At 32.2% G+C, this 22822-nt stretch carries 22 protein-coding genes and 1 other annotated feature; of the genes, 16 read left to right on the plus strand and 6 right to left on the minus strand.

Features of this window, described 5'->3' with window-relative positions; genetic code table 11:
* Positions 1–282: 282 nt before the first annotated feature.
* A complete protein-coding gene (locus tag ABID96_RS05210) occupies positions 283–471 on the minus strand; it encodes a YjzD family protein (RefSeq protein WP_087999965.1) in 189 nt (62 codons plus the stop codon).
* A 149-nt stretch (positions 472–620) separates the two neighbouring features.
* On the opposite strand from ABID96_RS05210, the gene ABID96_RS05215 reads away from it, so the two are divergent.
* From ABID96_RS05215 to ABID96_RS05240, 6 genes are all read left to right on the plus strand, one after another.
* Positions 621–1346 (plus strand): alpha/beta hydrolase family protein, encoded by a 726-nt coding sequence (locus ABID96_RS05215; protein WP_192601121.1) that lies wholly within the window; start codon positions 621–623, stop codon positions 1344–1346.
* 49 nt (positions 1347–1395) lie between these two features.
* A complete protein-coding gene (locus tag ABID96_RS05220; RefSeq protein WP_192601122.1) occupies positions 1396–2199 on the plus strand; it encodes a hypothetical protein in 804 nt (267 codons plus the stop codon).
* 345 nt (positions 2200–2544) lie between these two features.
* Positions 2545–3480, plus strand: a complete 936-nt coding sequence (locus ABID96_RS05225) for a beta-ketoacyl-ACP synthase III (RefSeq protein ID WP_087999968.1) — start codon at positions 2545–2547, stop codon at positions 3478–3480.
* Positions 3481–3514: 34 nt separating this feature from the next.
* The gene (fabF, locus tag ABID96_RS05230; protein WP_192601123.1) at positions 3515–4759 is read left to right on the plus strand and encodes a beta-ketoacyl-ACP synthase II; all 1245 of its coding nucleotides are present in this window, start codon (positions 3515–3517) and stop codon (positions 4757–4759) included.
* 127 nt (positions 4760–4886) lie between these two features.
* The gene (locus ABID96_RS05235) at positions 4887–5648 is read left to right on the plus strand and encodes a DUF2268 domain-containing putative Zn-dependent protease (RefSeq protein WP_377896711.1); all 762 of its coding nucleotides are present in this window, start codon (positions 4887–4889) and stop codon (positions 5646–5648) included.
* Between the two features lie 219 nt (positions 5649–5867).
* A complete protein-coding gene (locus ABID96_RS05240) occupies positions 5868–6620 on the plus strand; it encodes a YjbA family protein (RefSeq protein WP_192601125.1) in 753 nt (250 codons plus the stop codon).
* A gap of 40 nt (positions 6621–6660) precedes the next feature.
* On the opposite strand, the gene trpS is transcribed toward ABID96_RS05240, so the two are convergent.
* Positions 6661–7656, minus strand: a complete 996-nt coding sequence (gene trpS / locus ABID96_RS05245; RefSeq protein WP_192601126.1) for a tryptophan--tRNA ligase — start codon at positions 7654–7656, stop codon at positions 6661–6663.
* 57 nt (positions 7657–7713) lie between these two features.
* Positions 7714–7945: a binding site (T-box leader), on the minus strand.
* A gap of 57 nt (positions 7946–8002) precedes the next feature.
* Positions 8003–8377, minus strand: coding sequence for a DUF3899 domain-containing protein (locus ABID96_RS05250; protein WP_192601127.1), 375 nt, complete (start codon positions 8375–8377; stop codon positions 8003–8005).
* A 368-nt stretch (positions 8378–8745) separates the two neighbouring features.
* On the opposite strand from ABID96_RS05250, the gene ABID96_RS05255 reads away from it, so the two are divergent.
* The 5 genes from ABID96_RS05255 to ABID96_RS05275 all read left to right on the plus strand — a co-directional run bounded on the left by ABID96_RS05255 (position 8746) and on the right by ABID96_RS05275 (position 13678).
* The gene (locus ABID96_RS05255) at positions 8746–9345 is read left to right on the plus strand and encodes an ABC transporter substrate-binding protein (protein WP_192601128.1); all 600 of its coding nucleotides are present in this window, start codon (positions 8746–8748) and stop codon (positions 9343–9345) included.
* 385 nt (positions 9346–9730) lie between these two features.
* The gene (gene opp3b / locus ABID96_RS05260) at positions 9731–10660 is read left to right on the plus strand and encodes an oligopeptide ABC transporter permease (RefSeq protein ID WP_192601129.1); all 930 of its coding nucleotides are present in this window, start codon (positions 9731–9733) and stop codon (positions 10658–10660) included.
* Complete coding sequence (gene opp3C / locus ABID96_RS05265; protein ID WP_192601130.1) at positions 10660–11682, plus strand: oligopeptide ABC transporter permease; 1023 nt, start codon at positions 10660–10662, stop codon at positions 11680–11682. Before opp3b ends, opp3C begins: the two co-directional genes overlap by 1 nt.
* 21 nt (positions 11683–11703) lie before the next feature.
* The gene (locus ABID96_RS05270) at positions 11704–12753 is read left to right on the plus strand and encodes an ABC transporter ATP-binding protein (RefSeq protein ID WP_192601131.1); all 1050 of its coding nucleotides are present in this window, start codon (positions 11704–11706) and stop codon (positions 12751–12753) included.
* Positions 12743–13678 (plus strand): ABC transporter ATP-binding protein, encoded by a 936-nt coding sequence (locus ABID96_RS05275; RefSeq protein WP_192601132.1) that lies wholly within the window; start codon positions 12743–12745, stop codon positions 13676–13678. Before ABID96_RS05270 ends, ABID96_RS05275 begins: the two co-directional genes overlap by 11 nt.
* 151 nt (positions 13679–13829) lie before the next feature.
* Here the strand turns inward: ABID96_RS05275 and ABID96_RS05280 are convergent, their stop codons facing one another.
* Positions 13830–14033: a hypothetical protein gene (locus ABID96_RS05280; protein WP_087999978.1), complete on the minus strand. Its 204-nt coding sequence runs from the start codon at positions 14031–14033 to the stop codon at positions 13830–13832.
* A 315-nt stretch (positions 14034–14348) separates the two neighbouring features.
* Between ABID96_RS05280 and spxA the strand changes: the two genes are divergently transcribed.
* Positions 14349–14747 carry a transcriptional regulator SpxA gene (gene spxA / locus ABID96_RS05285; protein ID WP_192601133.1) on the plus strand — a complete coding sequence of 133 codons (399 nt, stop codon included), beginning with the start codon at positions 14349–14351 and terminating at the stop codon, positions 14745–14747.
* Positions 14748–14889: 142 nt separating this feature from the next.
* On the opposite strand, the gene ABID96_RS05290 is transcribed toward spxA, so the two are convergent.
* Positions 14890–15564, minus strand: a complete 675-nt coding sequence (locus ABID96_RS05290) for a TerC family protein (protein WP_192602020.1) — start codon at positions 15562–15564, stop codon at positions 14890–14892.
* Between the two features lie 329 nt (positions 15565–15893).
* On the opposite strand from ABID96_RS05290, the gene mecA reads away from it, so the two are divergent.
* The 4 genes from mecA (at position 15894) to pepF (ending at position 21529) form a co-directional block, all read left to right on the plus strand.
* Entirely contained in the window at positions 15894–16568 is a 675-nt protein-coding gene (mecA, locus tag ABID96_RS05295; protein ID WP_192601134.1) for an adaptor protein MecA, read from the plus strand.
* Between the two features lie 50 nt (positions 16569–16618).
* A complete protein-coding gene (gene cls / locus ABID96_RS05300) occupies positions 16619–18166 on the plus strand; it encodes a cardiolipin synthase (protein ID WP_192601135.1) in 1548 nt (515 codons plus the stop codon).
* 295 nt (positions 18167–18461) lie between these two features.
* Positions 18462–19676 carry a competence protein CoiA gene (locus ABID96_RS05305; RefSeq protein ID WP_192601136.1) on the plus strand — a complete coding sequence of 405 codons (1215 nt, stop codon included), beginning with the start codon at positions 18462–18464 and terminating at the stop codon, positions 19674–19676.
* 29 nt (positions 19677–19705) lie between these two features.
* Positions 19706–21529 carry an oligoendopeptidase F gene (pepF, locus tag ABID96_RS05310; RefSeq protein WP_192601137.1) on the plus strand — a complete coding sequence of 608 codons (1824 nt, stop codon included), beginning with the start codon at positions 19706–19708 and terminating at the stop codon, positions 21527–21529.
* 241 nt (positions 21530–21770) lie between these two features.
* Here pepF and ABID96_RS05315 read toward each other — a convergent pair whose 3' ends face one another.
* Entirely contained in the window at positions 21771–22658 is an 888-nt protein-coding gene (locus tag ABID96_RS05315) for a DsbA family protein (RefSeq protein ID WP_192601138.1), read from the minus strand.
* Positions 22659–22822: the final 164 nt, after the last annotated feature.

The following is a 22822-nucleotide window of genomic DNA, read 5'->3' on the forward strand; positions in this document are numbered from 1 at the left end:
TCAGTGGTTTTTGACTTATGACTCGAGGGGCAAGACGCTGGAACTAGACATAACGAAAAGTGGAGGAGTCTCGCTCTGCCTTACTTATGTGCTTAAAAGAAAATCAAATATAAAAAGAAAAAAAGCGCTATTCGAAAAATTCGAGGCGCTTTTTTTATGCGTTTACAAAAATTAAATTACAAACTATGTTAGGATGTATTTTAAATTTCGTTTAATCGATATTCTTTCATATGTATACTGTCGAACATTTTTGGGTTCTCTTACATATGTTAAATATAGATTTTAGTGGTGTTTTGCTACAGGTTCATTTGGAATTACTGCTTCGCTTAAAATTGCAATAACTACAGTAAAGGCAATTGCCATTAATGAAGCACTAGTGAAATTGTATTCTCCACCAGTCATTGAACTTAAAACATAAGCTCCCATATGAGATAAAATAAAGCACCAGATAAATGCCATAATTACGCGCACTTATATCACTCCTATCTAGTTGGTTCTTATCATATTATATACCTAGAAATTTGATAATTGAAGTTTTTATTAAAAAAATTTAACTTTGAAATGTCACTTGACCATTTTATTATTCCCAAAATACTAAATTTGACAATAAGGTGATAAGAATGCCAGTAACAGAAAGGTATTTCAGACAAGAAAATCAATATGCGGTAATTCACTTACCGATCAAACCAAATGGATTTGGAGTTCTATATATTGGAGGAAATACTCATTATGTAGATGAGGAACAAAGCTGTTTACTTCAACATTTTGATAAAAGAAAACTTCTATCTGCTTTAACTGAAGAAGGTTATACAGTATTCACTTCAAATTTATATGGTAAAAATTGGGGCAGTGATGATGCAGTTGAATTAGCAGAGGTTTTATATCATTCCGTTATGAGAAAAGAAATTTTGAATCCATCAATTCATATTATTGGAGAAGGAACAGGAGCGTTAGTTGTTTGTAAATTATTAGCGCATTTAAAAGAAAAGGTCAGAAGTATTTGTTTATTAAATCCTTCTTTAAATTTAAAAAATGAATTAGATCTAGAAAGAGAAAATAAACTTTTTTATAAGAGAACCGTACATGAAATATTGAAAGCTTATAAAACGACTGATATTTATTATGCGATTGGTCGAAGTTGTTATTTTTATGAAACGATTTCTCCAATAAAAATTTATTCTACTACAAGAAATCATTTTAAATGGAAAAGAGATATTCGTCTTTTAGAAGAAGAAAGAAATAGAAATAATTTACCGATTTCTATTTTGATTTCGTTAGAAGAAAAGAAATATGAATGTGGAAAAAACTTAGTGAAATTCTTAAAAAAATATCAAACAGTTTTATAAATATATAGAGATAAAAATACGAATATCATCTTGAAGGAGGAGGGCTCGAGTGAAAAAATGTGCTGTGATTGGTTCAAGTGGATTTATTGGATATGAATTAGTTTGTCAGTTAATGGAGTATAACGATGTTACTGCTGTTGTCACGGAAAAAGGTAATGAAAGTGATGTAATTAGTGAAGAAAAAATTTTTTCTATCGGCAGAAATGCAAAAGTAATCTTTGTGGATGAAGAACAGTTTATAACAGAAGATGAGCAATACGATAATATTTTTATTTGTCATTATTTCGATGAACTAAGGTTAAAAGGATCAGTAGATTTGGCAAAATTTGAATTAATATATAAAATGATCAGTTCAAAAAGTAAGGAACTTATTTTTCTGACATCAACAACAAAAGAGCTTTCTTTGATTGAAAAAAAAGTAAGTAATTTAAACAAAAATCCAGATACGAAAGTAACTTTTATTGAGTTACCGGCATTGTATGGACCTTGGGAACCACCTACTGGATTGATTCATGAATTAATCGTTTCTGAATTAGGTAAGAAGAGAACAACCTTTCATAATGTTTATGGACCAAACGAAATCTTATATGTTGAAGATGTCGGCAAAGCAATCAGATTAATAGCGGAAAAAGAATTGAAAGAACAAAAATACACAATAACAGCAAAACAAAGTGTGTATTTACCTGAAGAAAGTGATTTTACTGGGATAACCGAGCTGATCAATGAAATAAAGGTTTCAAGAATGAAAAACACAATTGATTCAACTCCATTTGTTATTATTCAAACAACGTCCATTGAGGATGGAGTAAAAAAACAAAAGCAACAGATACAACAATATTTTCATCTTTATTAATATGAATATAAGATAGTTAAAGAATTTTCTTTTGGGGAGAAAACAATAAATTAACATTGAAAAGGCCACTAATTTACTTTAGTGGCCTTTTTGATTTAATTTATTAATAAGATAGTTGGAAATCAACATTCTTTTATTACAGAGCAAATTAGAAAGTATTTTTAAGGTTTTTCCTATTCATAGAAGACATTATTTTATAGGCTTATCTATTTTGTTTCCAATATTTTTAATGAGTGATTTACATATAAAAAGATAAAAATGTAGACAAAAAGCTTTTAATTTCATAAAATTAGTACCAGATAATAATAATAAGTTATAAAATATGAAAGTTAGGCGGGGATATTAATGAACGCTGGAATTTTAGGGATTGGCTCATACGTACCCGAAAAAATCTTATCAAATAGTGATTTAGAACAAATGATGGATACATCTGATGAATGGATTGTAAGTCGTACAGGAATTAAAGAACGCAGAATAGCAAGCGATGAACAAGATACTTCACATTTAGCATATGAAGCAGCAGTAGAAGCTTTAAAAGATGCAAATGTTTTAGCTGAGGAGTTAGATTTGATTTTAGTCGCTACTGTAACGCCTGATATGTCATTTCCTTCGGTAGCTTGTGTAATCCAAGAAAGACTTGGAGCAAAGAATGCAGCTGCGATGGATATTAGTGCTGCTTGTGCTGGCTTTATTTATGGCGTAGTTACAGCAACACAATTCGTGAATACTGGGACATATAAAAGAATACTTGTAATTGGTGCAGAAAAATTAACGAAAATTGTTAATTGGGAAGACCGTAATACTGCAGTATTATTTGGTGATGGAGCTGGTGCTGCAATTATTGGACCTGTTAGTGAAGGAAGAGGTATTCTTTCTTATGAACTAGGTGCAGATGGTACTGGTGGAAAACACTTATATAAAGGTGGAGACCATCTTGTGATGAATGGTCGTGAAGTATTTAAATTTGCAGTTCGTCAAATGGGCGATTCATGCGAAAATGTTTTAAAGTTAGCAGGTTTAACAAAAGAAGAAGTTGATTTCTTAATACCACATCAAGCAAATACGCGAATTATGGATGCTGCAAGAGAAAGATTACAACTACCAAAAGAAAAGATGAGTGTAATCATTGATCGTCATGGAAATACATCTTCTTCTTCTATTCCAATAGCTTTAGTTGAAGAATATAAAAAAGGTAATATTAAAGAAGATGACCTCCTAGTACTTGTAGGATTTGGTGGAGGTTTAACTTGGGGCGCAATTACACTTCGTTTTGGAAGATAATAAAGATCACCATGTTAGAAGGGAGTAAATACACATGAAAAAAAGAGTCGTAATAACAGGTTTAGGTGCAGTGACGCCGATCGGAAATGATATTAATACTATGTGGGAAAGTCTGATGAACGGAAAAAGTGGGATCGGAGTATTAACACGTAAAGATCCTGAGAACTTTCCAGTAAAAATTGCTGGAGAAGTAAAAGATTTTGACCCTGAAAAATATATTGATAAAAAAGAAGTAAAACGTATGGATCGTTTTACTCATTATGCAATTGCTGCATCTAAGATGGCATTAGAGGATGCAAATTTCACAATTACTGAAGAGAACGGGCCAAAAGTTGGTGTTTGGATTGGTTCTGGTATTGGTGGAATGGAGACTTACGAAGAGCAATTTAACACGTTTCAAACAAAAGGTGCAAGAAGAGTAAGTCCATTCTTTATTCCAATGTTGATTCCTGATATGGCTTCAGGCCAAGTTTCTATTATGACAGGAGCAAAGGGTCCAAATGGTTGTACAGTAACTGCTTGTGCTTCTGGTGCAAGTTCAATTGGTGATGCTTTTAAATTTATTCAACGTGGTGATGCAGTTGCAATGATCACGGGTGGTGCAGAAGCGCCAATTACTGACATGGGTCTAGCTGGATTTTGTGCTGCTAGAGCATTATCATTAAATCCTGATCCAGAGACTGCATGTAGACCTTTTGACAATGCACGTGATGGATTTATTATCGGTGAGGGTGCAGGTATTGTATTACTAGAAGAGCTTGAACATGCTTTAGCACGTGGTGCAAAGATATATGCTGAGATCGTTGGATACGGAACAACAGGAGATGCGCATCACATTACAGCTCCAGCTCCAGGTGGAGAAGGTGGAGCACGCGCAATGAGAATGGCACTTGAAGATGGTGGTTTATCAATTGAGGATATTCACTATATTAATGCACACGGAACTAGTACGGAATTAAATGATAAATTTGAAACAATGGCAATCAAAGAAGTATTTGGTGAGCATGCATACAATGTACCAATTAGTTCAACTAAATCAATGACAGGTCATATGTTAGGAGCTGCAGGTGGAATTGAAGCGATTATTACAGCTTTAACAATTCACAACAAAGTAATCGCTCCAACAATTAATCATCAAGAAACTGATAGCGATTGTGATTTAGATTATGTACCAAACGTAGCTAGACCATTTAATGTAAGGGCAGCTATTTCAAATTCATTAGGATTTGGTGGACATAATGTTACGCTAGCATTTAAAGAATATAACAAAGAAGCTTAATAAAAATTTGAAAGCCTAGGATGATTCCTAGGCTTTTTAATTTATACAAGTAACGCAGTCCAAGGTCTCATCATAATTTATAGTAAATTGAGGTGAGTGAGTTGGGATAATAACGACATATAACTGGATGGATATTTTTGATAATCCGACTGCCATGATGAAAAAAATACTGCCGTATTTTCCTAGACATGACGAAGAGAGTTTGTATGAATATCTTCAAACACATGGGCTTGCTAAACTGACAAAGGATAGTAAGGAAGATATGAGGCAATTCATTGAACAAAATATCTTCAAACGTTTAAGTAGCGAATTTAATGTACTACGAAATGAATTGAATGGACCTGATATACCTATTATAATTTTGCCTTGTCATGCCACGCGAGGAATCTTTCAGAAGGTAAGTTATCATAGAGGCGGAATTGCTTACAAAAATTGTATTTGTTTATTTTTATCTCCATTAGAAGGAATTTTGCAACACAAAGCAGTATTATTACATGAGTATCACCATATCGTCAGGTTGAAGAAACTTCATAAAAATAATAAAGTCACGCTTTTGGATGCGATGATCCTAGAAGGACTAGCTGAAACTGCAGTTTTAGAGAAATACGGGCAAGAAGTACAGGCCCCGTGGACTACATTGTATTCTTCTTCACAATGCGAAATTTATTTTAATAAATATTTAAAAGATAAACTAAAGATTACGAATCATGATGAACAATTCTCCAAATATTTGTATGGTGGAAATGGAATTCCAAAACTATTGGGTTACGGTGTTGGCTATGATATTGTTAAAAGCTGTTTAGAACAAACGGAATGGTCTTGTGAAAAATTAATACGAACTTCGAGTGAGAAAATTAAAGATAATGCACTTAATTATATTGCATTTTAACTGCAAGCGATTTCATATTATTTGTCATTTTTAAATATAGAAAAGTAGACCAATAATATCTATCATTTTTGAATAAATCGCTTCAATTTTTCTAAAATAGAAGACTAAAATCATCCTGTTTGAAGAACACTTTTCGTAATTCAGTGGATAAATGGAATAATTTAGTGAATCACTGACCATACTGAAAGTTACATACAGTTGTGAAGTGAGGGGTAGTAAATGTTGTATTTACATGATGTATGGGTTAATTGGTTTGAAGGTGAAGAAAATGGTTACAATGTCTGTCACTTTTTCGAATGGAGAAAAGATGACAGTGTTGAATTATTAGACCAAGTTCCAATCATTAAAGTTACTCCAGAGTTATTTCAGTATATTGAAAATGATTTATTAGAGCTTCCATCCGGTCTATTAACAGAAGTATTTCAAAAGTCATATGTAAGAAAAAATCATGAACGCATCCAGTTAGATTATTGCTTTGTTGTAACTGATGGTAATGGAATTATTGCGGTAGATACAATTGGATACAATATTCCAATCAGAAAAAGTCGTCTAATTCCAAGGCAGGAACAAATGGTATATGATATGACTGCAGAGGTTGAAGGGAATAGCTATAATCTTTTAAGCTTCTTAAATGAGGAGCAAAAAGAGCATCATATACTTTCTCCTTCGCCAAGAATCATGAGCGGGTTAACTCGAAAAGAACGACAATTAAAGCAATTATTATTTATGGCTTTAGATCAGCTTCATTCGTCTAAAAATCCTTCAGAAATCAGATATTGGTATACTGAATGGAATCCAACTTCATATCAACATATTCAAGATTCTACATTTGAAGATATTTGGACTCAATTATATGAAGAGATAAAGAGCGGGTGGTCTGATCGTCATGAACAACTTTGTGGCCGAATTGTTAAAGGCCAGCCATTTTTTGAAAAACTATGGGAAATGGAACATGAACAAAAAGTTAATTAAAAAAAAGCTGCTAGTATAGCAGCTTTTTTTTAATTGCACATTATTTTCTTTTTCTACCTAGACCCATTGCATTTTCCATTTTTTTAATCATTTTACTTGCAACATGATTAGCTTTAGAAGCGCCATTATCTAAGATTTCATCTAATTCAGTTGAATTAATAATTTCTTTATAACGTTCTTGCAGTGGTTTTAAACCTGCTACGACAACGTCTGCAACGTCTTGTTTAAATTCACCATAATTCTTTCCGACATATTTATTCTCTAATTCTGAGATTGATTCGCTAGTAAATGCTGAGTAAATGCTTAATAAGTTAGAAATTCCAGGTTTATTTTCTTTATCATATTTCACGATACCCTCTGAATCTGTCACTGCACTTTTAATTTTCTTTTCAATTACCTTAGGTTCATCTAATACAAAGATTGTTGCCTTTTGATTTTCATCCGATTTACTCATTTTTTTAGTTGGATCAGCAAGACTCATGATTCTTGCTGCATCTTTACTAATTCTTACTTCTGGTATTGTAAAGATATCGTTGTATTTCTTGTTAAATCGTTCAGCAAGGTCTCTTGTTAACTCTAAATGTTGTTTTTGATCATCTCCTACAGGAACCAAATGCGTTCCGTATAAAAGAATATCTGCTGCCATCAATGGTGGGTATGTTAATAAAGCTGCTGATACGCCTTCTTTACCAGATGATTTGTCTTTAAATTGCGTCATGCGTTCTAATTCGCCGATGTAGGAAATACATTGCATCATCCATCCAGCTTGAGCGTGTGCAGGTACTTCAGATTGAATAAAGATAGTAGATTTTTCAGGATCTAAACCAGCAGCAACGTAAATTGCTGATAGACTTTGTATGTTTTTTCGAAGAGCTAATCTGTCTTGAGGAACAGTTATTGCATGTTGATCCACAATACAGAAATAGCAGTTATAGTCATTTTGTAATTCAATAAATTGTTTTACTGCACCTAAATAATTACCTAATGTAATACCACCACTTGATGTAGGTTGAATACCACTAAAAATTGTTTGCATGTTATTTACCTCCTATTTGCCTTGAAAAAATAAAAAAGCGGCACAATCTCTCTATTAAATAGAGACGATTATACCGCGGTACCACTCTAGTTATTCCAATTCAGGGAATCACTCACGCATGAAAACATGCTCTCTTTTATCGTTAGAGTTACGTCGAAGCCTACTTTTGATAAACTGTTCGGTTCGAAGCTCGGAAGTCCATTCCATCAGATTACATGGCTTGTTTACACCATCCACAAGCTCTCTATACATGCAAATTCTGTGTACTACTCTTCGTCATAGCAATACTATTCTTACTATTGATAATATCTTAATTATATTCAATTTTCAAGACGTTGATACATGATTAAGAAATAATAATGAAAGTAAATGCAACAGATAAAACGATTAATGTAATGGCTGCCATTAATAACGGTTTAGTAGAAGTAAATGAATAACGTCTATATAACATCTCTTTCTTTACAGTTAATGTTTCGTCACCAGTCATTTTGGCAATTTTTTCTTCACTTAAGCCAAATACTTTTCTAATCCCATATCGAGTAATGTTGAAAAAACCACTTTGTACAATAAGTAGAAAACCACCTATTACAAATAATGTTAGTCCAATATAGAAAATAATGTTTGTCAAATGAAGGAAAAAATCTGCTGTTCCTTGAATGAAAGTTAGGATTATCGCTAAAATAATCGATGAAAATAGTGATAAAGTATAGTGTTTGGACATGTTTGTTAATGCTCCTCCTTCAAATAGAAAAAAATATTGTACGCTGTATATTGTTATACTATAATAATATTGTAAGCCATTACAAATTAACTTTACAATGAAAATAATAAATAGTTAACATTTTTATGAGTATTCAGCTAATTTTAACAAATTATTAAATTTTGTTTGTCAAAATTGTTGTAAAAATCAATTAAAAATGTATAATAAAATTTGTAGAAAATAATCGATACTTATCGAAAATTCTACTACAAAATGTCAGAATTGTATATTAATTGCTAACAATATAAGCCAACATGGAATAGCACCTAGGAGGTTTACAGCATGAACCATAAGAGTAAAATTGAGCAAATGTAATTTCATTTGAGGTTATGACATATGTAATGGAAGGATTATATAGAGTAGATAAAAATAATCAACCAATAGATGAAGTGGCAATCAATATGGGTAAGTATGGACGGAAAACCTATACTTTCCATATACGTGATAATGCTAAATGGTCTAATGGTGATTTAGTGTCTGTAAAAGATTTTGAATATTCTTTGAAAAAATCTATTGACCCAGAACACGGTTCAGAATACGCTTACATTATGTGTGATTTTCAAAATGCTGTTGCAATTAAACAAAAGAAAATACCTAATGTTCAGCTAGGTGTTAAAGCAATTGATGACAAAACGTTTCAAGTACAGTTAGAAAGTCCAGTACCTTATATCTTAAAACTTGTTACTTTCCCAACTTTTTACCCGCAAAAAGAAAAGTTTATCGAGGAACAAGGTAAAAAATATGAATTAGAAGCCAATACAGGGACTTACAATGGGCCATTCTCATTAAGCGAATGGAAACACGATGTAAGTTTTAAGTTGACTAATAATGATCAATATTGGGATAAAAGTACTGTTAAAGTTAAAAAAGCTATACAACAATACCGTAAAAGATATCCAAGCAGCTGTAGACTTATACGAAACAGGTAATTTAGATGGTTCAAATTTAGCCACCGAGTTTATAAAAAAATATAAAGACTCTAGTGAGCTTAAACATGAAAACACAATAACTGTATTCTTTTGAAAAGGTTGGGAATTATCGAATTCGAAAGTACGTACAGCATAATGGAAGACCGACCATGCAATTGCTCTGATTGATCAAAGGGGACGGGCGTTTGTAGAAATGAATATTTGAATGGAATTGTCAAGCACCAGTTTGGTGGAAATTAAACATATAAATAGGTCGATAAGTAATCATGTTTTAAATGAAAGAAGTAGTTCTGGAGAGTATATGGTAAGTCCGCATACTCTCCTTTTATAGAAAGAATTGTCAAAAAAAACAAAAACTTTTTAAAATTTACAAGGGGGTGCTGTTGTGGGACGTTACGTGCTACAAAGATTTATTTACATGTTTGTCACACTATTTTTAATTTGTACTGTTACATTTTTCTTGATGAAGTTATTACCAGGTTCTCCTCTACGAAATGCGGAGAAACTTACACCTGAACAAAAGCAAATCATTTTTCATAAGTATGGGCTAGATAAGCCAGTACCAGTTCAATATGCGAACTATATGAAAAATCTAGCAAAAGGTGATTTAGGAGTTTCATATAGATACGACAATCGTCCAGTAACGGACATGATTGTTAATCGTATTGGTCCATCTGCTCAATTAGGAGCACAAGCATTATTATTAGGTACATTTATGGGGTTAATTTTTGGAATTATCGCAGCACTTAAAAATAATACAATTTATGATTATAGTGCAACTGTTCTAGCTGTTTTGGGAATTTCAATTCCATCATTCGTATTTGGGGCAATTCTACAGTTATATCTAGCAGTAAAATTCCCAATCTTCCCAGTAGCATATTGGGAAAGCTTTGCACATACGATCTTGCCGACAATTGCATTGTCAGTATTCGTAACAGCAAACGTTGCTCGATTCTCTAGAACTGAGTTAATCGAGGTAATGAACTCTGAATATATCGTAACTGCGAAAGCAAAAGGTATTTCAAAAGTAGGAGTTATCATCAAACACGCATTACGTAATGCATTGATTCCAGTTGTAACAATTTTAGGGCCAATGGCTGTAAACTTAATGACTGGTACATTAGTTATCGAAAATATGTATGCTGTACCTGGACTAGGTTCTCAATTTGTTAACTCAATCGTAACAAATGACTACACAGTTATCATGGGTACTACCATCTTCTATAGTGCTTTATTATTAGTAGTAATTTTCTTAGTAGATATTTTATATGGAGTTATTGATCCACGAATTCGTTTAGCGGGAGGTAATAAATAATGAGTAACAACACAGCAAAAAAAATACCATCAGATTTATTCCAACCTGCCGAATTGGATTTAACGAATGCTGAAAAAATTTCTAGACCATCTGATTCATTTTGGAAGGATGCTAGAAGACGTTTTCTTAAAAACAAGGGTGCAATGTTAGGATTTACCATTTTAGGTATTTTATTAATATTCGTACTTTTCGGACCAGCGATGAGTGGTCACAAATATGATGAACAGGATTTAAAAAGAGCTAAATTACCACCTAAAATTTCAGTACTAGAAAATGTTAAATTCTTACCATTTGATGGTATAGACCAATATGGTGTTGATCAATATGCGAAGAAAAAGGTTACTGAGAACTTCTGGTTTGGTACAGATGATTTAGGTCGTGATCTCTTTACTAGAACATGGGCTGGTGCTCGAGTTTCAATCTTAATCGGTTTATTAGCAGCAACTGTTGATATGTTAATTGGTGTAACATTCGGTGGTGTTTCTGGATTCTACGGTGGTAGAGTCGATACGATTATGCAACGATTTGCAGAAATCTTAATGGGAATTCCATATTTAATCGTAGTAATCTTGTTTATCTTAGTATTCAAAAACCCTGGTATACTTTCAATCGCTTTAGCGATGGTAATTACCGGTTGGGTAAGTATGTCCCGTATCGTACGTGGTCAAATGTTAAAATTAAAAAATCAAGAATTCGTTTTAGCATCTAGAACATTAGGTGCATCAAATGCAAGCTTAATTGGAAAACATTTAATCCCTAATATTATGGGTCCAATCATCGTAATGATGATGTTCACGATTCCAAGTGCGATCTTTGCTGAGGCATTCCTAAGCTTCATTGGTCTAGGTATAGCACCACCAAAAGCATCTTTAGGATCATTAGTTAGTGATGGATTTAAGTCTTTACAAACTTTCCCTCATATAATGATTATTCCAGCGATTGTAATCAGTTTACTAATTTTAAGTTTCAACTTAATTGCAGATGGATTACGCGACGCTTTAGATCCTAAAATGAGTAAATAAAGACTGGAAGGGGAATGAACGATGAGTAAATTATTAGAAGTAAAAGATCTATGTGTCTCCTTTTATACTCATGCTGGTGAAGTCCAAGCAGTACGCGGAGTTTCATTTGATCTAAAAAAAGGTGAGACATTAGCAATCGTTGGTGAATCTGGTTCAGGTAAATCAGTTACATCAAAAGCTTTAATGGGGTTAATTCCAAACCCACCAGGTAAAATTAAATCAGGTGAAATTTTATTTGACGGAAAAGACCTGGCTAAACTTAGTGATAGAGAAATGCAAAATATTCGTGGTAAAGAAATTTCAATGATTTTCCAAGACCCAATGACATCATTAAATCCAACATTAACAATTGGATATCAGATCATGGAAGGTCTTCTTAAACACCAAAAGATGAGCAAAACTGAAGCGAAAAAAATTGCTTTAGAATTAATCAATCTTGTTGGTATTCCTAAAGCTGAAGAGCGTTTCAAACAATACCCTCACCAATTCTCTGGTGGTATGAGACAACGTGTTGTTATTGCGATGGCGTTAGCTTGTAATCCAAAATTATTAATTGCCGATGAGCCTACAACAGCTCTTGACGTTACAATTCAAGCTCAAATCTTAGAGCTTATGAAAGATATTCAAAGAAAAACTGATTCTGCAATTATCTTCATTACACATGATTTAGGTGTAGTAGCAAACGTTGCAGATAAAGTAGCGGTTATGTATGCAGGTAGAGTGGTTGAATTTGGAACTGTTGATGATGTGTTCTATAACCCTCAACACCCATATACTTGGGGACTTCTTGCTTCAATGCCAGATTTAGATAATGAACAAGCTCAGGAATTAGTAGCAATCCCTGGAACACCACCAGATCTATTAAATCCACCAAAAGGTGATGCGTTTGCACCTCGTAACCCAAATGCTTTAAAAATTGATTTTGAAATGGAACCTCCAATGTTCAAAGTGTCTGATACACATTACGCTGCTACATGGTTATTACATGAAGATGCACCAAAGGTATTACCACCTGAGGCGGTTCAGAAGCGTATCCGACGAATGAAAGAAGGTGAAGTAAATGTCAAATAAAGCAGAAAAATTAGTTGAAGTTAAAAATTTAAAACAATATTTTAATACAGGTAAAACAACTGTTAAAGCAATTGATGATGTTACATTTGACATTTATCGTGGTGAAACTTTTGGTTTAGTAGGTGAGTCAGGTTCTGGTAAATCTACAACTGGACGTGCAATCATTCGTTTATACAATGCGACAGACGGCCAAGTAATTTTCGACGGAGAAGATGTACATGGTAAGAAAAATCGTAAAGAGTTAAAGAAATTTAACCGTCGTATGCAAATGATTTTCCAAGACCCATACGCTTCATTAAATCCACGTATGAAAGTTGCAGATATCATTGCTGAAGGTATTGATATTCATGGATTAGCTCGTAACAAAGAAGAGCGTATGAAAATGGTTTATGATTTACTTGAAACAGTTGGTTTAAATAAAGAACATGCGAACCGTTTCCCACATGAATTCTCAGGTGGTCAACGTCAACGTATTGGTATCGCTAGAGCACTAGCAGTACAACCAGACTTTATTATTGCCGATGAGCCGATTTCAGCTCTTGACGTTTCGATTCAAGCGCAGGTTGTTAACTTAATGAGAAAGTTACAACAAGAAAAAGGATTAACATATTTATTTATTGCCCATGACTTATCAATGGTTAAGTACATTAGTGATCGTATTGGTGTAATGTACCATGGGAAAATCGTAGAATTAGCAGATAGTGATGAATTATATAATCATCCAATGCACCCATATACAAAATCATTATTATCAGCGATTCCACTTCCGGATCCTGATTATGAGCGCAATCGTAAACGTATCGTTTATGATCCGTCTCAACATGATTATACAAATGAAGAGCCAAAGTTACGTGAAGTTCGTCCAGGACACTTCGTACTTTGTTCTGAAGCAGAATTTAAAAACTATCAACAACTTTATAAGTAATATAGAAAAACCTAGTGAGTATTCACTAGGTTTTTTGTTATACAAAAATTGTACATGATAATAAACAAGAAATGTTATATTTGATGAGTACGTTGGAAGTGCTAAAAATGGCAGTAAAAAAGGAATAAGACTGGTCTTATTCCTCAGTTGGTTAATATGTTTTTTTGCGGAAATTTCCTTTGCCACCAACTTGTTTAAAATTGGCTGACATTTTGTTAGACATATCAACAAATTGGCTTTTTTTATTTCGGCCAAATATTTTTTCGCCTATAGCGTTTGTAAATACACCATTTAATGCAGTGATTCCAATCACTAATACTGCAACGATTGAAAGATCAATAAAATATTCGTACATTATATGTGCCTCCTAAAATGTAAGCGTTACTACTATTGTATTAGAAAGTGAAAGAATAATAAAGGGGTAATCGCGTTATTTAGTTTAATAATAAGTATATTAATAAGGTTTAAAATTTACTGAAAATTGTACACCTTTTGTATAAGTTTTTTTAAATTTTTTTACAAATTGGTCTATATTTCTAACCTACAATACGGTATAATGTGAACATATAGTGATAGATTAAACTTATTATAAATAACAAATTCTTATAAATAACATCATAATAACTATATAACTTTTTCATAAGGATAAAATAGTTAGGGGGAGAGCAATATGGTAATTTTATATAATTCACCAAGTTGTACGTCTTGTCGTAAAGCTAAAATGTGGTTAGAAGAGAATCATATTCCATATAAAGAGAGAAACATCTTTTCAGAGCCATTATCAATCAATGAAATTAAACAAATTTTACGCATGACTGAAAGTGGAACTGATGAAATTATTTCAACGAGATCTAAAATATTCCAAGAATTAAATGTAGATTTAGAGAGCCTTCCACTGCAAGATTTATATGAAATCATTCAAAAACATCCTGGTTTATTAAGAAGACCAATTATAATTGATGAAAAAAGATTACAAGTTGGTTATAACGAGGATGAAATTAGAAGATTTTTACCACGTTCAGTAAGAACATATCAATTACGTGAAGCTCAACGCTTAGTAAATGAGTAAAATTATAAACTGAATTGTGAAAAAAGATACAATTATTGATTTGCATTCTCAATCATATTGAACAAATATCTAGTCATAAAATAATAAAAAGCTGTAAAAAGTAACATTGATACTTTTTACAGCTTTATTTTTTTCACAATATTTAAGAAGGCTTTCTTCGATATCTTATAGAATTAAAATAAAAACCTATTAATAAAGTGACAAAAACGCAGAGGAGGCAAACGATTAATTCCAGATCGGTTCTTCCGTTAATGTACTGATAAATAATCGGTTCCTCAATTAACATCTTACTTGCTGTAATAGCAAGTACTGATGCACCAACAAAACTTAGAATTGGATAACGTTCTAATAACCAAAGAACAATCTTACTTCCCCAAATGATAATAGGGATTGAAATTGATAGTCCTAGAATAACAAGCGTTGGATTTCCATTGGAAGCTCCAGCAATTGCTAAGACATTATCAATACCCATCACTAAGTCCGCAAACACAATTGTTCGTACTGCATGGAAAACAGTATAGTTTTCTTTAACTGCAGACAAATTGTCGTCTTCTTGAATAATTAGCTTACATGCTATGTATAAAAGTAATATTCCGCCGATTAAATGAAGGAAAGGAACTTTTAAGACATAAATTGCTCCAACTGTTAATACAATTCGTAAAACGATTGCGGTAACACTACCAAAAATAATTGCGATATTACGCTGTTTTAAAGGCAGCTTCCTACACGCCAATGCGATAACAATCGCGTTATCTCCACCTAATACGATGTCAATTGTGACAATCATAAAGATGGACCATATGTACGGTAGATCAATCATGAATTCACCTCACTAAGTATTGTCTTTTAAACTGATTGTCCTAATAATAATAGGTATATGATGATTTTAAAAAAATAGGTGAATTTTATTTCCATAAATTGAATTCATATCATAAAATATAATTGTAGTTACTATTCGCATTTACTTTTTTTTCATGGTAAGATAGATAAAAATTTACCTTTAAGGCTAATTTTTTATTAAATGCTTAACTAAAATACTATTTCAATATTTTATATTTTTGTTATAAATACGTGTACTTTAATGAATGTAAGTATTCCATTTCGTCTAACGCAATTACTTGTTGTTCAATAAGGAGGGGGAAAACAATGGAAATTGAAAGAATCAATGAAAATACGTTTAAGTTCTCCATATCCTACTTAGACATTGAAGAAAGAGGATTCTCGAAGGATGAAGTCTGGTTAGATCGAGAAAGAAGTGAAGAGCTTTTCTGGGAATTAATAGACGAAGCACATTTAACAGAGGAATTCATTGCTGGTGGCCCCCTATGGATCCAGGTACAGGCACTAGACAATGGTCTTGAAGTTGTCGTCACAAAAGCTGTAATTTCTAAAGATGGCAAAAAAGTTGAAGTGAATTTAGGTGAAGGCGAAAAGAATTTAGAAATACCTTTTCTAAATGTAGATGATGATGATGATACTGAAGATGATGAAGAAGATGACGATATATTTGAAGTAATGGATGAAGAAGACTATGAACTCATTATGTACTTCAAAAGTTTAGAAGATTTTATCTCATTATCTCATGCAATTCAGCAAGAATCATTTGAAAGCTCATTGTATTCACACCAAGGTAATTACTATCTACATGTGAAGTTTGACGATAGTGCTTACGATGAACAGCAAATAGATTATTTATCATCAATGTTGCTTGAATACGGACATCGTTCCAAGGTAACTATACATGTATTAGAAGAATATGGTAAATTAATTCACCAAAGTACAGCGATACCACATTTTAAATCTATTTTTCCATTACTGTAATAGCCGATGCCTTAAGTATCGGTTTCTTTTCTTTTAAAAGGAGATTTATTATGCAATTTAGACTAAAAATTTTAATATTTTTATCAATAGTATTATGCATATTATACTTTGCTTCTCCATCGATTAAGTTTATATGGCTAATGAATTTTGCTTTTTTTGAGAAGTCTACTGTATTTCGAACAATTAGTATTTTATTCTCATTAACCGCAATAGGTGTATCAATTATCATTTTCCTCGAGAATAGAAATCCTGCAAGAACTTTAACATGGATTGTCATTTTAGCGATTTTTCCTGTCATAGGTTTCTTCTTTTATTTACTTTTTGGACAAAACTATCAAAAAAAGAGAGTATACAGAAAAAAAGCAATTAATGATCAAAATGCTTCTGAATTATTAAGACAATCCAACAATCTAGAGGTAAAAGAATTCTTAGCTACTCATAAAAGATTGGAGTATTTAATTAATATTGCGTCAAAGCAAAGTAATATACCAGTCACAATGAACACACAAACAAAAGTACTAACAAACGGAAGTGAAACATTTCCTAAAATAATCGAAGAGCTCAAAAAAGCCAAACATCATATTCATATTGAATTTTATATTGTAAGAGATGATGATATTGGACAGAAAATAAAAGAAGTACTCATCGAAAAAGCAATGAATGGGGTAAAAGTTCGATTCCTATATGATGCAGTTGGAAGTTGGAAATTATCACGAACATTCGTGAAAGATTTAAAAAAAGCTGGAGTTGAAATTTTAGCTTTTTCACCTGTGACAGTGCCGGTATTAAACGATACGATTAATTATCGTAATCATCGTAAGATTGTTGTGATTGATTCTAAAGTCGGTTTTGTCGGGGGATTAAACATCGGGGATGAATATTTAGGTAAGGATCAATATTTCGGTAAATGGAGAGACACTCATTTATATTTAAATGGTGAAGGTGTTAGGTCGCTACAGTTTGTATTTTTACAAGATTGGTATTATATGACAAATGAATTTATTGATGATCCTGAGTACTTTGAGATCCCAACCGAGAATATACAATCAACAGGGGCCATTCAACTTGTAGCTGGTGGACCTGATCGAAAACAAGAAGTCATTAAAGATTTGTTTTTTGCGATGATTACAAGTGCAAGAGATAGCATTTTAATTGCTTCACCTTACTTTGTTCCTGATGACGATCTGTTAACTGCTTTAAAAGTGGCTGCAAATGGTGGAGTGAAAGTAAAGATATTGATGCCAGACAGACCAGATAAGAAAATTGTTTTCTATGCATCTCGTTCATACTTTCCAGAATTATTGGAGGCAGGTGTAGAGATTTATGAATATAAACAAGGCTTCTTACACAGTAAAATATTAATTGTGGATGGAGAAGTTGCATCTGTCGGTACAGCCAATATGGATATGAGAAGTTTTCATTTGAATTTTGAAGTTACAGCATTTTTATATTTAGAAGAAAGCATTAAGCACTTAGTAAAAGACTTCCAGCAAGATCTATTAGATTCTGCCCCAATTCTTTTAAATGATTTTAAGAAAAGACCAATTTATAAGAGAATAATGGAATCGTTATCAAGATTAATGGCACCATTACTATAAAAAAAACTATTACAGGATGAACTTTCATTTTGTGGTGGTTTTTTTATTTTTTCTAAAGGCTCTGTTAAAAAAGTATTTTAATTTCCATTTCAGGTTTTTCGCTTTCCATGGGGTGCGACTTGAGCCTCGTGTGTCCACATGATGTGGATCATGTTGACACATGAAGTTCATCGCACGATTCTCGGAAAGCCAACAAAACGTCCTTATATTTTAGCATATGAAAATTCGATTTTAGAAATTTTGCAGGAGGAATGAAATTTATTGGGGAACTATTTAAGTAGAAAGGGGCGATAGAATGATCAATGCACTTGATAAATTTGAAAATCAAATAAATTTATTTGAAATGAAAAGTAGTACTAATTCATTCGAGATTAAAAAATTGGGACCATTTAAATGTCCGATCTGTAAAAATCAAGTCTTACTAAAGTCAGGAATGAAAAGAAGAGCCCATTTTGCTCATATTAGTGTATCTGAATGTGAAAATGCACGAAAAGAAAGTAAAGAGCACTATGATGGCAAATACGATCTTTATGAATACTTTAAAAGAATAGGAGGAAGGGTTTATATTGAAAAATATATTAATTCAATTAAACAGCGTCCTGACATTCTAGTAGAATTCAATAATTTTGTAATTTGCATAGAATACCAATGTTCTATCATTCCATTACAACAAATCATTGATCGAACTAAGTCTTATCATGATATTTCTATGAAAGTTTTATGGATTCTAGGCATGAACATGCATTTACCAAAATCTAAATTTACATATGCATTAAATTCTTTAGCAATTTATTGTTTAGGAAACCCCCAACATTCAACCCTCTGTTTTTACGATCCATCTAAAAGAATATTTGTGAAACTATCCTCACTAATAGCCTTTTCTCCAACTATATTTGTAGGCATGAAATCGAGTTGTAAAATTGAAAATTGTACTCCCTCACAATTAATTTCTCAAGTAAAAATAGATAAAAAAGATTTCGTCACCACATGGTGTGGATTAAAAAAGGGTTATCGCAAAAAACAACATTTATATTATAAGGGGAGCTTTTATCCACTCAAGGAACATTTATATACCCTTCAAATAGATTATTTACCAGCTGTTATTGGTGTACCTTTAGGGTGCAATTACTTATTAAATGAACATTGTATTGTATGGCAGGGGATATTATTTCTCAATTTTATCCATTCTAAAAAGATTGGTGAAATGATTTTTGAAAAAGACATAAGTGATTTTTTCTTTCAACAAATAGAAACAGGAATATGGAGAGTAAATGTAGTTAGTCATAAAGATATAAGTAATTTGGAGAACTGTGTAGAAAATTATATTCATTTTTTAGAGCAAATTGGAATCGTAAAACAGATAAAAAATGGTAAAATAATGAAGATAGCGGATGCTATTATTCCAAAATCATTCCAGCAAGCCCTGGATGAAGACAGTCTGGCAGCAAGTACTGCATTTGAATTGCTGTTTCACACTTTAACTGATAATCAGACACTGGAATGTTATTAATACTAATAATAATTTTAGGGGGATTTGTCATGCTAGAACAAAAAGCAGTTAAAAAATTACCAACTAGAAATGAAGTTCCAGTAGAATTAACATGGAAATTAGAAGATATTTATGAAACAAATGAAAAATGGGAGGAAGAATACAAAAAAGTATTAGAATTAATTCCTACATTTTCTGAATTTAAAGGTAAATTAGGTGAATCTTCATCAGTACTTTTAAATGCTTTAAAAAGACAAGATGAGATTTCATTCTTATTAGGAAAATTGTATACATACTCTCATATGCGTTATGACCAAGATACTACTAATTCAACATTCCAAGCATTAGATGATCGTGCGAAAAACTTATATACAAAGGCTTCAAGTGCGATGTCATTCTTTGTACCGGAATTATTAACGATTAAAGATGAGACATTAAATTCATATTTAGAAGAAAATGAAGAATTAAAACTGTACAAGCATTCATTGGAAGAAATTTTAAAACAGAAGCCTCACGTTCTTTCTGCCGAAGAAGAAGATATTTTGGCACAAGCTTCAGAAGTATTATCAGCGTCTTCAAATACTTTTGGGATGTTAAATAATGCAGATTTAAAATTCCCGACAATTGAAAATGAAAACGGTGAAGAAGTAGAGATTACGCACGGTCGTTATATTCAGTTTTTAGAAAGTAGTAATCGTAAAGTGCGTAAAGATGCTTTTGAAGCTGTTTATAACACTTATGATGCTTATAAAAACACATTCTCGAGTACTTTAGGTGGTTCTGTTAAAAAGAACAATTTTAACGCGAGAGTGAGAAAATATGATAATGCTCGTCATGCGGCATTAAGTAACAATGCAATTCCTGAAGTTGTTTATGATCAATTAGTATCGACTGTAAATGAGCACTTAGATTTATTACATCGATATGTAGCACTTCGTAAAAAGGCATTAAAATTAGATGAAATCCATATGTATGATCTATTTACGCCTTTAGTAGAAGAAGTGAAAATGGAAGTAACGTACGATGAAGCAAAGGATATCTTATTAAAAGCTTTAACGCCACTTGGCGATGAGTATATTGAAATATTAAAAGAAGCATACGAAAACCGTTGGGTAGACGTAGTAGAAAATAAAGGTAAACGTAGTGGTGCTTATTCTTCTGGAGCATATGGAACAAATCCATATATTCTAATGAACTGGCAAGATAATGTAAATAATTTATTTACTTTAGCACATGAGTTTGGCCACTCTGTTCATAGTTACTACACAAGAAAGAATCAACCATATATTTATGGAGACTACTCAATTTTCGTAGCAGAAGTAGCATCTACTTGTAATGAAGCAATTTTAAATGATTATATGTTAAAAAATACAGAAGACCCAAAACAAAGACTATATTTACTAAATCACTATCTAGAAACGTTTAGAGGTACTGTATTCCGTCAAACAATGTTTGCTGAATATGAACACGCGATTCACCAATTAGCTCAAAATGGCGAGGCTTTAACACCTGATTTATTAACTGAGACATATTATGAGTTAAACAAGAAATATTTTGGTGATGAAATTGTAATCGATGAATTAATCGGTTTAGAGTGGAGCAGAATTCCACATTTCTATTACAACTATTATGTATATCAATATGCAACTGGATTTAGCGCAGCTACTGCCCTTTCAAAACAAATCTTAGAAGAAGGCGAACCTGCAGTTGAAAGATACTTAGGATTCTTAAAGTCAGGAAGCTCTGATTATCCAATTGAAGTATTGAAAAAAGCAGGAGTTGATATGACTTCTTCACAGCCGATTGTAGAGGCTTTAAAAGTATTCGAAGAAATGTTAAATGAAATGGAAGAGTTATTGTTTAACCAAAAATAAATATATAGAAAATGGTGCAAAGTATTTGCACCATTTTTTTCTATATTGGAATAGAATGTGTCTAAAATGTGAAATGTTGTTCAAACGGTTGCCAAAAGGAATAATAAATTGTATTATAAAGGTGTGAATTACTTCACAAACACAAATACCCCTTTGTTGAACGTGAAAATTTCTCCCATCCCCTTGATGTTAATCTTAACATCAGAAAAAGGACCTAGCGAAAGCTAGGCCCTTTTTTCGTTTATACAATAGATTGAGAATCAAAATATTGATAATAGATATTTTCTGCTTGGACGATTTTCTTAACCTTTCGGAGTAGAATTAGTTTCTTTAATTCTAATTCGATTTGTTGATTCGTCTTTTCATATATTGTACTTAATTCATTGATGGTAACAAATGGTTGAAATTTGATAAACTCAAGTAAATCTGGAAGATCTCTTTTAATTAACTTCTCCCTATGCATCAATTCTAAAATCTTTACATAGGTTTGATAGCTTTCAAAACCATTAATTTTTAAACCTTCTTCTTCAATGTTTTCATTAAAGTATACGACACTTGGAATTTCGGTAATATTCATCTCTTTTGTAACTTTAATATCACATTGAAAAGCCTTTATGGAGAGAGGACTATGTAAATCCTCGATAAATTCATGAATATCTATGTTAATTTCTCTTGCGCATTGTATAAGAACTTCTTTATCTGTAATATCATAATCCAATAAAAAGTAATATTCTTGTAATTTTTTTAGATAATTAACTCCAGCTATACGTCCTTGAAGCTCAGCAGCTTTAATAGCAATCGCTGAATAATAAGGATATAGCTCTTTATTATCAATCCATAAATGATCATCACAAAGGATATCAGATCTGCTAGCTGTTTTTTCCCAAACGAAGGAAAGATGGGAGGGGCGTTTTTCCAACAGCTTTTTTGTTGTATAATATCGATTTACTGGAACATAAGTAGATGAAAAATATTGACCATACTCTAAATGAAACTTTTTTAGAAGAGTACTAAAATCCCAGCACGGCTTACACAGTGGATCTATGAATACATACAATTCAATCGATTTTTTTGTACAAGTCTGCTTAGGATGTATGATTGATTCAGTTTTATATTGTTTGTCATTCATATATTTCACCCTTATTGCCATTCCTTTTATCCGTTCTATAACAGGACTGGAATTTGTTATCTAAGATATAACAGCTATATTCTCTAATCGTATTGTAGCAACGGTACGCTAATATTTCAAATATGATGAACTATTATGTGCTATTCTTTATAGATTTAACAAAA

This window comes from Gottfriedia sp. OAE603 (assembly GCF_040543965.1).
Taxonomy (GTDB): Bacteria; Bacillota; Bacilli; order Bacillales; family Bacillaceae_G; genus Gottfriedia; species Gottfriedia solisilvae.

Bases quoted from the DNA above. Each gene is read 5' to 3' on its own strand.
- ABID96_RS05215 (WP_192601121.1), top strand. From the start codon at position 621: ATGCCAGTAACAGAAAGGTATTTCAGACAAGAAAATCAATATGCGGTA.
- ABID96_RS05225 (WP_087999968.1), top strand. From the start codon at position 2,545: ATGAACGCTGGAATTTTAGGGATTGGCTCATACGTACCCGAAAAAATC.
- fabF (WP_192601123.1), top strand. From the start codon at position 3,515: ATGAAAAAAAGAGTCGTAATAACAGGTTTAGGTGCAGTGACGCCGATC.
- ABID96_RS05235 (WP_377896711.1), top strand. From the start codon at position 4,887: ATGGATATTTTTGATAATCCGACTGCCATGATGAAAAAAATACTGCCG.
- ABID96_RS05240 (WP_192601125.1), top strand. From the start codon at position 5,868: ATGTTGTATTTACATGATGTATGGGTTAATTGGTTTGAAGGTGAAGAA.
- trpS (WP_192601126.1), bottom strand. From the start codon at position 7,656: ATGCAAACAATTTTTAGTGGTATTCAACCTACATCAAGTGGTGGTATT.
- ABID96_RS05250 (WP_192601127.1), bottom strand. From the start codon at position 8,377: ATGTCCAAACACTATACTTTATCACTATTTTCATCGATTATTTTAGCG.
- ABID96_RS05255 (WP_192601128.1), top strand. From the start codon at position 8,746: ATGACATATGTAATGGAAGGATTATATAGAGTAGATAAAAATAATCAA.
- opp3C (WP_192601130.1), top strand. From the start codon at position 10,660: ATGAGTAACAACACAGCAAAAAAAATACCATCAGATTTATTCCAACCT.
- ABID96_RS05270 (WP_192601131.1), top strand. From the start codon at position 11,704: ATGAGTAAATTATTAGAAGTAAAAGATCTATGTGTCTCCTTTTATACT.
- ABID96_RS05275 (WP_192601132.1), top strand. From the start codon at position 12,743: ATGTCAAATAAAGCAGAAAAATTAGTTGAAGTTAAAAATTTAAAACAA.
- ABID96_RS05280 (WP_087999978.1), bottom strand. From the start codon at position 14,033: ATGTACGAATATTTTATTGATCTTTCAATCGTTGCAGTATTAGTGATT.
- spxA (WP_192601133.1), top strand. From the start codon at position 14,349: ATGGTAATTTTATATAATTCACCAAGTTGTACGTCTTGTCGTAAAGCT.
- mecA (WP_192601134.1), top strand. From the start codon at position 15,894: ATGGAAATTGAAAGAATCAATGAAAATACGTTTAAGTTCTCCATATCC.
- cls (WP_192601135.1), top strand. From the start codon at position 16,619: ATGCAATTTAGACTAAAAATTTTAATATTTTTATCAATAGTATTATGC.
- ABID96_RS05305 (WP_192601136.1), top strand. From the start codon at position 18,462: ATGATCAATGCACTTGATAAATTTGAAAATCAAATAAATTTATTTGAA.
- pepF (WP_192601137.1), top strand. From the start codon at position 19,706: ATGCTAGAACAAAAAGCAGTTAAAAAATTACCAACTAGAAATGAAGTT.
- ABID96_RS05315 (WP_192601138.1), bottom strand. From the start codon at position 22,658: ATGAATGACAAACAATATAAAACTGAATCAATCATACATCCTAAGCAG.